An 11897-nucleotide genomic window follows, 5' to 3' on the forward strand; every position below is an offset into this window, starting at 1 on the left:
GGTGTCAGGCGTCGTGGAAGACGAGGCCGAGGGCATGGCGGCGGCCGGTGCGCACGGTGCTGACGCCATGGCGGACGGGCCCGGCGCGGTGACCGCGGGCGGAGGGGACGGGGCGGTCGCGGGTGGTGAATACCAGGCCGTGGCCCTGGGGGAGGGCGGTGGCGGTGCCGCGGGACTGGGCGCGGGGGCGCTGCTCGACGAGGAGGAACTCACCGCCGGTGTAGTCGGTGCCGTAGGCGTCGAGGCCGATGACGACCTGGAGGGGGAAGACGAGGTCGCCGAAGATGTCGCGGTGCAGGGCGTTCCAGTCACCGGGGCCGTAACGCAGCAGGATCTGGGAGCTCTTGTCCTGGCCGGCGGCGTGACACATGGCGGTCCACTCGGTGAGGGTGTCGGGCCAGGGGGCGGGGCGGTCGAGCTTGTCGGCCCAGGCGCGGGCGATGGTGAGCAGGTGCGGGTAGAGGGCTTCGCGCAGGGCGGCGACGGGTTCGGGCAAGTCGTGGGTGAAGTAGCGGTACTGACCGGAGCCGAAGCGGTGGCGGGCCATGTCGACGGTGGTGCGGAACAGTTCGGGCCTGTCGTAGAGGGCGGCGATCTCCCGGCATTGCGCGGGGCCGAGCAGACGCGGCGTCAGGGCGCAGCCGAGGGCGTCGAGTTCGGCGGTCAGGGCGGCCCAGTCGGTGTCGGGGAGACGGGCGGTGGCCGGGTGGTCGGCGGTCTGTGTGTTCACGGTGGTGTCCTTGGGTGCGGGGCGTTCTGCGGGGTGGGCGGCGGAGCCGGGCAGTGGCGGTGCCGTAGGGGCGTTCTGCGAGGAGGCCCGGACACGGCGGTGGAAGCCGGTGCCGTGGGTGGCGCACTCGATGCAGAAGGCGGTGGGACGCCATCGAAGTCGGTGACGTGCCGGCCGGCCGTCGGCACGGAGGTCAGCGGCCGCTCAACGGTCGCCCCGGTGCGGGTGCCGGGGTCGGGTTCGTCGGTCGGCAGCAGGTCGCCGGGCGGACTTTCGGCCGGGGCGAACAGGGCGGTCGCCGGATCCGTGGCCATGCTCGACTTTTCGGCCGCCCGTCAGATGGCGCTCATATCAGCCATTTTGCCCCTCCTCGGTGGATGGTACTGGCGGTATTCGGACTACGCGTTCGGGGCGGTCGCGATGGCTTTCCGCAGGTGGCGGCGCGGTCATCACGGTGCACATGGCGCCTCCGGTGGGGAGGGGAGGGGGTCAGTGGGAAGCGGGGGCATGGCCGGGGCTCGTGGTCAGCGGGCGTTGTGGAAGATCACGCCGAGGGTGGTGCGCCGGCCGGACTCGACGGTGTTGGTTCCATGGCGCATCGGGTGGCGCCGGAATCCGCGGCTGCCCGGGGCGGGGCGGTGCCGGACGGGGAAGATCACGGCCTGGCCGAGCTGCGGTCGCGCGACGATGGCGCGGGACTGGGAGCGGGGCCGCTGCTCGACGAAGACGTTCTCCCCGCCGGTGAAGTCCTCGTCGGGCCGCTCCAGCATGATCGTGGCCTGCAGCGGGAAGACGAGGTCGCCGTATACGTCCTGGTGCAGGCAGGCGTAGTCGCCCGGACCGTAGCGCAGGATCAGCGGGGTGGGGCGGTGCTGCCCGGCGGCGGCGCACTCGGCGTGCAGTTCGGCGAGGGCGTCGGGGAAGGTGCGCTCGCCCAGCCGCGCCGCCCACTCGTTGGCGATCCGCGCCAGCGGCGGATACAGCCGCTCGCGCAGGGCGTCCAGCACCGGCAGGGCGGCCGGGTCGGCGTAGTAGCGGTAGGTGCCCCGGCCGAAGCCGTAGCGCTGCATCACCACGGTGGAGCGGAACAGCTCCGCGTCGTCGAAGGTGCCGGCCATCTCCCGGCACTGGGCGGGGGACAGCAGGGGCCTGGTGAGCGCGATGCCGTCCCGGTCCAGTTGCTCCCGCACGTCCTGCCAGTTGACCGCGGCGAGCGCGGGCAGGACCTGTGAGCCTTCGACGGGCATGGTGCCGGTGGGGACCGGGGCGGCGGCTGTGGTGGTGAAGAGGGTGTCGTTCACGGGAGGTCTTTCGATGGGCGGAGTGCGGCGGGTCTCATCCCCGGGGGGTGTGCGCGCCGGGCGAGTCGTTCGCGGCCGGCGGTTCGATCGTCGCCCCTGGACGGGGCCGGTGCTGGCGGCATTCGGACGTCGCGTCGGAGGCTCTTGCGGCCGGACGGGTCAGGCTGCCGGTGTACTCGTCGAAGCGCTCGACCAGATGCGGATGAAGGTGCTCACTCCGCTGGGGGGTGCCTCTATGTCTTTCGTCAAGGCGCCGAGGTTCGCTTTGGGGTGGTTCGACTTGCTGGGGTCATGCGGCGAGTTCGACGTTCTTGGGGGCGCGGGGTTCGTAGAAGGTGCCGTCGCGGAGCATGGCGAACAGGACGCTGATGCGTTGGCGGGCGAGGCGGAGGAGGGCTTGGGTGTGGGTCTTGCCGCGTGCTCGCTGGCGGTCGTGGTAGATGCGGGAGGCGGGGTCGGCGTTCATGCAGGCGAAGGCGGAGAGGAACATGGCGCGTTTGAGCTGCCGGTTTCCGCCTCGGGGTGCGTGTTCGCCGTGGATCGAGGTGCCCGACTGTTTCGTGGTGGGGGCGAGGCCGGCGTAGGAGGCGAGGTGGGCGGAGGTGGGGAAGCTGGTGCCGTCGCCGGCGGTGACCAGCAGGACGGCGGCGGTCCTGACGCCGACGCCGGGCATCGATGTCAGGACCGGGGAAGGAGGGTGGGCCTCCAGCAGGGTGTTGATCTGGGCTTCCAGGGCCCGGCGCTGGGCGTGGACGGCGGCCGGGGATGCGGCCGGGGTGGGGATGACGATGTCGAGGGTGCCGGTGCCGGGGACGACGACGGTCTGTTCGTCGAGTGCGTCGAAGACGTCGTCGATGAGCTGTTGGGCCATGCGCGGGGCCTTGGGCCGGATCAGTTCGACGCGTCTGCGGCGGCCGGCTCTGCGCAGGCCGGCCGCGGAGCCGTAGCGCTCCAGGAGCCAGGTGACGGCCTGGTGGTCGGGGCGGGGGCCGAGGACGCGTTCCAGGCTGGGGTGGAACTGGGTGAGCAGGCCGCGTATCCGGTTGCTGGTGCGGGTGGCCTCGGCGGCGAGGTCCTGGTCGAAACCGACCAGGACCGTGAGTTCGGCGGTGATCTCGTCGGTCGGCTCCAGGGACCGCAGGGTGTGTGGCATGGTGCGGGCGGCGTCCGCGATCACGGCGGCGTCCCTGGCGTCGGTGTTCGCCTCGCCCGGGTAGAGGTCGGCGATCCGCCGCATCGCCAGGCCGGGCAGGCAGGCGACCCGGCAGCCTGCGTCCCGGGCCACGGTCAGTGGCAGGGCGCCGATCGAGGCGGGCTGGTCCACGATCACCAGCACCGTGCCGAACTTTGCGGTCAGCTTGCCGAAGACGGCCCGCAGCTTCGGCTCGCTGTTGGGCAGCTGCTTGTCGAAGACCTTCTTCCCGGCCGGGGTCAGCCCGTGCCCGTGATGGGCACTCTTACCGACGCCCAGGCCCAGGAACACGCCCACGTCTTCGATCTCGAACATCGCGCCCCCTCCAGGCGGGTTGCACGTGCCGGCCTCGGCAGTGGTGTCGTACTCGCGCATCCACGTTATGCAGACCTGTCACCTGCGAGCTGTCCGGCATTGCGCCGGACCGGGTGGCGGCCGGACCTCTGATCAGCGTCTCCGACAGCACCTCCCGGGCCCGGTGACACCACCCCCAGGTCATCCGTTCGACAGGGGGACACAGTCATGCCGGACCCGAAGGCCAGCAGCCCCATTGCAGGACCCGCGAAAAAGATAACGGGGGGCAGGGGAGACGGGCCCCCGCCCCGGCAGCTGTCCCCGCGGCGGCCCACCACCCCCGGCCCCTGCTTTCGGCCGCGTCGCGAATCACTTGTGCTTCGCGACGCGGGTGTCTTGTCAGGTTGCGGGGCAATCAGGGCAGAGTAGCCTGAAGTTGATCGATACTTCCTGATTTGGAGGTAGGCGATGTTTCTCCGACTGCTGCGCCATCGTATGCCGTGTGGGCTCGTCCTTCTCGGCAACGGCCGTCTGATCCGGGGCTTCAGCGGCGGCTTCTACGACGGTCACGGGTACCAATCCTGACGCCGTCCCCACGTCGGACCGAGTCCGCTGTGGGAACGGCGTAGGGCCGGCCTTGGAGGATGTGCGGTGGCAGAGGATACCGATGCCCTGGTGGCCTTGACACGGACCCTGTCACCGTACTGCCGTGTCACCAGGATGTCCGACGGAGCGCTGATCGCGGACTGGCGGCGTACACGTTTCCTTGGATTGGCGACGGCGGACATTCGGAAGCTCGCTGATGGAATCCCTGAGGAACGCGCCGAAATCGTCACCGGTCTCATCCGCGCCGGGTGTGCGCCGGCCCGCCGGGGGCGGCGGTCGGACCTCGCGATCGGGCTCTGGCTGCGCGGAGTGTACCTGCTGATCCGGACCGTGGGATTCGGGCGTGCCCTTCGGCTCCTGTCCTTGGCGACCCCGGAATACGCCCGTGCGGACCCCGCCGCCACGGAGGACGTCGAACGGCTGAAACGGGCAGTGCAATCACACGGTCGCAGAAGCTGGTTCGTCAACGACGACTGCAAGGCCGAGGCTGTGACGGCATTCGTCCTGCTGCGGCGGCGCGGCTTGAAGGCCGTACTTCACGTCGGTGTACGCGAGCACCCGTTCGCCCTGCACGCCTGGACGTCTTCAGCAGGCCTGTGCATCCCTGACGCCGATCCGCGCGGGCACGCGTTCGCGCCGGTTCTCTCGGTCGGCGGCGGAGGGCGGTGACGTGGAAGCACTGCGCCTCGAATGGGACAGGGGCGTCCCGAAGCTCTGGGCAGCCGAGGCCATGGCGCGGCAGGGGCTCGTGACGACGGTTTCCTCACGGGCCGGGACCGCGGTGGTCGTCGGCTGGGTCGGCTCCATCCGTGAGCGAGTGGCGGGAGCGCGAGGCATCCTCGACGACTGGGGCCGGTCGCAAGCGGCGCCGCGCCTGCCGACCGGCGACTATGCGGCCGTCGTGGCGTACCGCGACCGCATCCTGCTGATGCGGGACGAGCACGCCCGCATCCCCTTGTTCTTCAGGGAGTCCGGTGGCCGTGTCACCGCGGTGAGTACCTCGGCGCGCCGGCTGGGCGACGGAGCGGAACTGGAACGGCGCTACTTCTGCCGGTACCTGACCGGGAACATGGCGCAACCCCACTCGGAACTCACCCCCTTCGCCGGAGTACACCGCATACTCGGTGGCGAGGTGGTGGAACTTTCGGTCACGGGGCAGATGCGTGGGCGGGTGCTGCGACACGTCCGTCAGGCCCACGATCCGTCGGTACGGACAGCGGACGAACCCGGCCCCGGTGAGGCCGCGAAGGGCCTGCGCCTCGCATTGGAGCACGCCGTCGAACGCCGTATGGGCAGGATGACGGCATGCCATGTTTCCGGCGGCACCGACTCCACCAGCGTCGCGCTGCTGGCGGCACGTCTGCTGGCCGCGGGACAGGGCCACCCTCGGGACCTCGTCCTGCTCGCCGGGCGCTTCGGAAGGGGAGAACTCGCTGCCGAACAGCCTTATATCGACGAGGCGATGGCGGAGATCCGCCGGTACGCGCCCGCAGCCCGCCCGGTGATCGTCGATGTCGACGACATGGCCGACTTCGACGACTTCCAGCACCACGCGGGAGACCCGGACGAGCCTCATGCGCACGCCTTCCGCGCCCCGTTCTGGAGCAGGCTTCATGCCGCTGCGGCGGATCTGGGCTGCGATACCCTCCTGACCGGCTGTGGGGCCGATCCGATTGCGGACGCCAACCCGCTTCACCTGCACAGGCTGGCCCGCACGGGACAGCTCCGGCTGATGACGAGCCAGGCACGTGACTGGGCCGCGGGCAGCGAGCGGGGCTTGTGGGACATCGTCTCCGCCTATGTGGTGCGGCCCGCTCTTCCGCTGGCCGCCGAACGGGTCACAGCGCTCGTCCGCCGCCGCGGAACGGTACTCGGCGGCCTCGGCAACTTCGCCCGCCCCCGATGGCTGCGTTCCGGATTCGCGCGGGCTCACGGCTTCCGTGAGGCCAGCATCGCGGAGAGCCGCTTCGTCTTCGGGCGGAAGCCCGAACAGTCCCTCTACCAGGCCGCCAATTACATCACCGCTCCCGACCCGCTGTCCTGGCGCCGCGCACGGCAGGACGGGTTCTTCCTCTCGCACCCTTTCCTCGACCCGGAGGTCATCGCCCTGATGCGCCGCCTCCCCATCGAGGCCGCGTTCCAACCGGGTCGCCCGAAGGCGGTGCTGCGCGAGGCGATGGCGGACCTGCTTCCGCCCAGGATCGGCGGCCGGGTCGTCAAGGCCCCCTTCAATCAGCTCTACGCCCGAGGCCTGCGGACACATGGCGACGAACTCATCGACCTCTGCCGCTCCGCGAGGCATCCGCTGATCGCGGAGATGTTCGACGTCGAGACGCTGTGCCGGGCGGTGAGGGAGGCGCAGTTCGGCATGGGGGACCCCTACTCCTGGGACCGTGTGAACAGTTCTCTCGCCCTCGTGGTGTGGCTGGAGCGACTGGATGAGCACTCCCGCGCGCGCCGTGCGGCCATGCCGGTCATCGCCGGTTCTTGATGTCCCAGAGCGTTCGTTTGATCGGACCCGTTTCGGCGGTGACCAAGCCGTACCGGATCAACATCCTGCGAATTTCCGCTCCGGACAGGATGCGGTTTTCCTCGCCGTTTCGCGTGATGGATTCCGAAAGGCCTGCACCGTGTGTGCCGAACTGCCAATAGACAGTGACGTAGCGGGGGGCCATCGTATGCTGGTCAATGGAATTGTTTTCGTATACCCGGCCGCGGGAGACGACGGAGTCGAGGTTCTTGTTCTCCTTGACCCACTGGGGTACCTTGCCGCCACCCCAGGAATACCCGTTCACCCGGATCTGCTCCAGACTGAGTCGGTCCTTGCGTGCCAAATGCGCGGAGGCGTAGAGCGCCAACTGGTCATACGGCGTGTCGATGGGCAGTTGCACAACCGTTTGGGTGACGAACGCATCGTTCGCCTCGATCCAGTTCCCGGCAGGTACCCATGGCTGCGCCAACACCAACTGGCCGGGCTGATAGATCTCCTTTCGGGAGAGCGGGTGTTGCAACTGGAAGTCGCGGAACGTCTCGGCATCTGCACGCCACTGCTTGCGGAGCCGGTCCGTCTGGCTGAGCGACACCCGTTCGCCCATGGCATGGAATTCGGTGCCGAGAACGAAAAAGCCCACATCGCTGTGGTTCTCGATCCTGATGTCGACCGGTACGGCGAATTCCTTGTGGTCCATACTCAGCACAGGCTTTCCCACGGCGATGCTGACGAGGGGCCTGGCGCCGTGCTGGGACGGCTGGTAGAGGTGCTCGTAGCCGAAATTCGCCATCGCGAGACCCGTGGAGACGACCAGTGCCGCGGCCACCCGCTTCGGAGCGGGGATTACGACCGATGTCCGCCACACCGTGACAACAGCCCAAGCGGAACCTGCCGTGAGCAGGCTGAACAGTACCCGGTAAAGCGTGGAATCGCCGTCCCTGAATGTCTCCAGCAGGAGCATGGCGTTGGCCAGCAATGCCGCGACCGTGCTGATCAGTGCGACCATCCCGGAGTAGGGGAAGCTGCTCCGGCACCAGTGGTCCACGACCGCGGCAGCGCCCAACAACGAGAGGGCCGAGACCAGGATGAGGATGGCACCGGTGATGCGCCCCGAGTAGGTCAGGGCCCCGCTGAGGTCTTCGATGCCCCACCAACCCAGCAGCAGCGCCGTCGGGAGCAGGACCAGCAGGATCAACACCACGGCAGCCGGTGACCGCCTGGTGTCCGTTGTGATCAGTGGCGCCCGCAGGTGCGAGCCGACACCGGCCCCCGGGGGAGTCCTCACGTGATCATCTCCGGACGCCGCAGGTCTTCCACCAGGCGCCGACGGTGACCGCGACCGGAACACACACTCAAGCCGACCACGAAGAGTCTCGCCGGCAGGCACCGGCCAACTCCAACTGGACCCACAGGGTTCTCCTTCGACCGTCACTGCGGCACTGCACGGGTGCGGCGCCGCCTGGCGAGCGCCTGCCGGGCTTCCTGCGGCACGTATCGCACGGCGGCGTCGCGGAGCTTCCGATCCCCGCAGCGGAACAGGAGACCTGGTGCTGCGCAGGGACCCGAGCACCATCGTCCGTGGCGATCCTTCGGATCACCATCCGGATGCCGCCGGACGGCCTACACGCACGAGCCCCCCTCGGACTTCGGACAGGAGGTTCGCTGTCGCCGGTGCTGCGGCGAACGAGGAACTCGTGCCGGCCCTCGTCAGCGGGGAACGAGCGCCCGGCCGTAGGCGCAGAAGCCCTTTCTGCGGATCCATGCGGGCGCTCGGTTCTACCGGTCTACCGGGGAACTGGCCGGCTCAGCCCGCAGGTACGCCGACCGCGTCCCACGCCCGGAGTACCGCCCCGTGCTCCTGTGGCCCGTAGGCATCGGCGGCGTCCGCCGTCAGTCGTGCAAAGGACGTGAAGTCGGCGTCGCCGGCGAGCGTGCCACCGGTGAGCACGTCGTACCAGATATGGCCGGCTCGATCCCAGGCGTGGCCGCCGAGCTCAGTCGCGGCGAGGTAGAAGGCGTGGTTGGGGATGCCCGAGTTGATGTGCACGCCGCCGCTGTCGGCGAAGGTGTGCACATAGTCGTTCATGTGGGCGGGCTGTGGGTCCTTGCCGAGCTCGTCATCGTCGTACGCGGTGCCGGGCGCCTTCAGCGAGCGCAGCGCGACGCCCTGTACTCCGGGGCGCAGCAGTTCCTCTCCGATCAGCCAGTTCGCTTCCTCGGCCGACTCGTCCTTGGCGTACTGCTCGACCAGGGACCCGAATACGTCGGACAGATGCTCGTTCAGGGCTCCGGACTGGCCCATGTACGCCAGGTTGGCGGTGTACTGGGTGACGCCGTGGGTGAGCTCGTGACCGATGACGTCGGGGGAGTCGGTGAAGTCGCCGAAGATGCGACCGTCCCCGTCGCCGAAGACCATCTGCTCGCCGTCCCAGAAGGCGTTGTCGTAGTCCCGGCGGTAGTGAACGCTGGCATCCAGTGGGAGGCCGGCCCCGTCGATGGAGAAGCGGGACAGGGTGTGCAGATAGAAGTCGAAGGTGGCTCCAAGACCGTCGTAGGCGTGGTTGACCGATGCGTCCGGCACGTCGGCCTCGCCTTCCCCACGTATGCGTCTGCCGGGCAACTCCTGCCGGTGCTCGACGTCGCAGATCGTGCGGTCGGAGTGGTCGGGGCCGCGCGTCGGCGGGGCGGCGGTCGAGCTGATCTCGGCCGTCAGCCTGCGTTGGACGCGCTGTGCCGCGTCGAGCGCAAGAGTGCGGCGGGCAGGATCGTGCACGGCCGGGTCCTCGGCGCGGGCCAGCCGGTTGAGCAGATGCGGTGGCACGATCGCACACGGCGTCGTGGCAACGGACCTGAGCGAGGGGCTTCGGATGTCGTCGGTCATGGGATGTGCTCCGATCGGTACGGATGGCGGTAGCGCACTTCATCCGCCTGACGCTCGCGCCTTGTGTGGGCGGGAGCCTCGGCCGTTCCCGCGGGCCCGGCCCGTAGCCAGGTGGCCGGCCGCGGTGCGTCGTTCGGGGTCGATCTGCCCGGCGAACGCCTGGAGCGCGGCGGAACTGTTCGGCGGCAGGACCGCCATCAGCCCCTGCTCCTGCGCCTCGGCCACTGTCTCCGCCGCCCTGCTGCCCTCAGGCACGTGCACCAGGCGGACGTGCCCGTCTCCGGAGCCCCGCCGGTCCACCGGAGCGACGGCGCCATGGGTACCGTCGGGCAGGGTCACCCACAGCTGGAAGTCGTCGTACCGGACGAAGTCCGCCCCCTTGACGGGCCAGGGATAGTGGTGCTCACCGGGCACCTTGGGCAGAATCCCCTGGTGGTTGCCGTGGGTCATGGGCACGCACGCGTTGAACAACGCGTCGGTCCACGCCTCCACCCCGTCCGCGTCCCTGATCGGGGTGCGCAGCAGTGCGTCGGCCTCCTCGTATCCCAGCCCGGCGAGGGCCGGCAGGGTCAGCGGGAAGGCATGGATGAGTTCGGCAGCGTCCTGCCTGAGCCGGTCGACCTTCACCGGCTCAGCGCAGAACTGCATGCTCCACTCGACGCCCACCCGGGCCCGGTACATCCGCCAGCCGCCCGCTCCCTTGACCCAGAGGCTGCCTCCGTGGTGCATCTCCCAGTGCTCGGAGCCGACGGGCCGGGGCCCGTACGGCAGATCCGTGTCGCTCATCTCGTCGAGAATCTTGTGCGCCGTCCTCTTCGCGGCACGGAAGAACGACGACTCGAAGCGCTCGGGGTGCTCGACCAGCCGAATCTTCCAGGGGTGGCACTCCGACTCGGTCCCGCCGGGCTTGAGCGAGCCGGGAATCGTGGACGATGCGAGGGAACCGGATCGGGCCATGTCCGACCTCCACGTGCCGGCCGCGGTCCGAGTACGGCCCACGGTGCCGAGTGCCTCTGTCTTCATCGTCCGCCCGGGCTCGGAGATGCGCCAACCCGAGCAGCCGATGAACCGACGGAGTGCTGTCGGTCCCATCAGGGCGGAAGAGGGCTGCCGCCGCCAGCCGTGTCCATCGGGTCTGTCGAACGAACCGCTCCGTCGCACACTCGGCGGTGACGGGACGTCCTCGTCGAAGTACCTGGTCCGGCGTCCGAGCGCAGCAGACGCAGACGCGTCTTCGAGCCGGACGGGCGCTGCCTCACCGGTGTGAGGTCCGCCGTTGCGCGGAAATGGCCGACCAGGTGGTCAGGGCGGGCAGACGTGGTCTCAGGTGCACTGGTTCCATCCCTGCCAGGCCGGCGTAGTGCTCCTCCTCGAACTCGATGGGGCTGAGGCGGCCGAGCCGTCCCTGGATGCGGCCGGGGTCGTGGAAGCCGTGGAGTTTCACGGACGTGTGTCGACAGCCGTGGCCGGCGTGGGTCGACGAGTTCGCCGGGGGTGACTTCGCGGCCGGCCAGGGCGTATTCGAGCGAAGTGAGGGCCAGTCGGCGCCCGCGTGGGCGGAGGTCTCCCGGGCCACGACCCGCGGGAGACCGCGTCGCGGATCGCGGACGGCCACAACGGACCCTCCCGGGCGGGGATCGTGGTCAGGTCGGTGACCCACTGCCGGTTCGGCCGTGGGCGGTGAAGCGGCCCCTGTCGAAGCCCAGCATGGCCGTCTCGGGGTTCAGGCCGCCGCGAAAGACCGGATACCGGGCGTGGTCCTCGTCGGGGTCGGTGCCGGTCAGCGGCGCCGCGTAGATGACCGCCCCGGGGCAGCGGCGCAGCAAGTGCGCCGCGCAGGAGCAGGACGACGCGGTCGGGCGGGGCGGTCAGGTGCGCGCCCAGCGGCAGGTCGAGCTGCCAGGTGTGCAGCGGCGGCAGATCCGTGCCATACCCCCAGAACGAGGCGAAGCAGGTGCCGCGCTGGTCGGTCGGGTATTCGCGCCGGCGCAGCTCGCGGACGAACTCGCGGTTGAGACCGACCATGTACGCGGCGACGAAGGGGGGTTGGTGAGGGCCAGGGCCGCGGTGTCCGCCGGGACGTGTGTGCATGTCACCCGACCGGCTGGACGACTCGGGCACGACGAGCTGGTCGCCCGCCCCAGGGCCGCCGTGTCAGGTCGGCTTCTGGCCGGTCGTGGTGCCGTGGCTCGTGACGGCTTCGTCGTTCGGCCTGCTCTGGGCCGTCGGGCAGGTCGTCGAGGTCATCAAGGCCGTCGTCGTCCCAGCCGTCGGCCTGCGGTCGGCCGACGATGGCCCCGAGGCCGCCGACGCGGCCATGACTGCGAAGAAGGCGGCTGACGCCTGACCCGGCACAGGAGAGCAGCGGTTCCTCACCCACCCGTCGGCGGGGGCCGCTGTTC

The 11897-nt window shown here is 69.8% G+C and carries 11 protein-coding genes; 3 read left to right on the plus strand and 8 right to left on the minus strand.

The genetic code is table 11. The annotated features are described in order from the left end of the window. Window positions 1-4 precede the first annotated feature (4 nt). The 3 genes from WA762_RS10470 to WA762_RS10480 all read right to left on the minus strand — a co-directional run bounded on the left by WA762_RS10470 (window position 5) and on the right by WA762_RS10480 (window position 3538). Window positions 5-730 carry a 2OG-Fe(II) oxygenase gene (locus WA762_RS10470; protein ID WP_335935047.1) on the minus strand — a complete coding sequence of 242 codons (726 nt, stop codon included), beginning with the start codon at window positions 728-730 and terminating at the stop codon, window positions 5-7. Between the two features lie 524 nt (window positions 731-1254). After that, window positions 1255-2031 (minus strand): 2OG-Fe(II) oxygenase, encoded by a 777-nt coding sequence (locus WA762_RS10475; RefSeq protein ID WP_335935049.1) that lies wholly within the window; start codon window positions 2029-2031, stop codon window positions 1255-1257. 289 nt (window positions 2032-2320) lie between these two features. Continuing rightward, entirely contained in the window at window positions 2321-3538 is a 1218-nt protein-coding gene (locus WA762_RS10480; protein ID WP_335935051.1) for an IS110 family RNA-guided transposase, read from the minus strand. 630 nt (window positions 3539-4168) lie between these two features. Here WA762_RS10480 and WA762_RS10485 point away from each other — a divergent pair. Further along, window positions 4169-4792: a lasso peptide biosynthesis B2 protein gene (locus WA762_RS10485; protein WP_335935053.1), complete on the plus strand. Its 624-nt coding sequence runs from the start codon at window positions 4169-4171 to the stop codon at window positions 4790-4792. 1 nt (window position 4793) lies between these two features. Beyond that, window positions 4794-6614, plus strand: a complete 1821-nt coding sequence (locus tag WA762_RS10490) for an asparagine synthase-related protein (protein ID WP_335935054.1) — start codon at window positions 4794-4796, stop codon at window positions 6612-6614. Here the strand turns inward: WA762_RS10490 and WA762_RS10495 are convergent. From WA762_RS10495 to WA762_RS10515, 5 genes are all read right to left on the minus strand, one after another. Continuing rightward, window positions 6598-7812 (minus strand): hypothetical protein, encoded by a 1215-nt coding sequence (locus WA762_RS10495; RefSeq protein WP_335935055.1) that lies wholly within the window; start codon window positions 7810-7812, stop codon window positions 6598-6600. The two genes, WA762_RS10490 and WA762_RS10495, sit on opposite strands and share 17 nt — an antisense overlap. 606 nt (window positions 7813-8418) lie before the next feature. Continuing rightward, the gene (locus WA762_RS10500; RefSeq protein WP_335935056.1) at window positions 8419-9495 is read right to left on the minus strand and encodes a M4 family metallopeptidase; all 1077 of its coding nucleotides are present in this window, start codon (window positions 9493-9495) and stop codon (window positions 8419-8421) included. 39 nt (window positions 9496-9534) lie between these two features. Next, window positions 9535-10452: a DUF6424 family protein gene (locus WA762_RS10505; protein ID WP_335935058.1), complete on the minus strand. Its 918-nt coding sequence runs from the start codon at window positions 10450-10452 to the stop codon at window positions 9535-9537. Window positions 10453-10750: 298 nt separating this feature from the next. Continuing rightward, on the minus strand, window positions 10751-10939 hold the full coding sequence (locus tag WA762_RS10510; RefSeq protein WP_335935060.1) for a hypothetical protein: 189 nt from the start codon (window positions 10937-10939) through the stop codon (window positions 10751-10753). A gap of 199 nt (window positions 10940-11138) precedes the next feature. Beyond that, on the minus strand, window positions 11139-11321 hold the full coding sequence (locus WA762_RS10515; protein WP_335935061.1) for a hypothetical protein: 183 nt from the start codon (window positions 11319-11321) through the stop codon (window positions 11139-11141). 263 nt (window positions 11322-11584) lie between these two features. On the opposite strand from WA762_RS10515, the gene WA762_RS10520 reads away from it, so the two are divergent. Next, on the plus strand, window positions 11585-11842 hold the full coding sequence (locus tag WA762_RS10520) for a hypothetical protein (protein ID WP_335935062.1): 258 nt from the start codon (window positions 11585-11587) through the stop codon (window positions 11840-11842). The last annotated feature ends 55 nt before the right edge of the window (window positions 11843-11897 follow it).

The organism is Streptomyces tyrfis (assembly GCF_037034285.1).
Classification (GTDB): Bacteria; Actinomycetota; Actinomycetes; order Streptomycetales; family Streptomycetaceae; genus Streptomyces.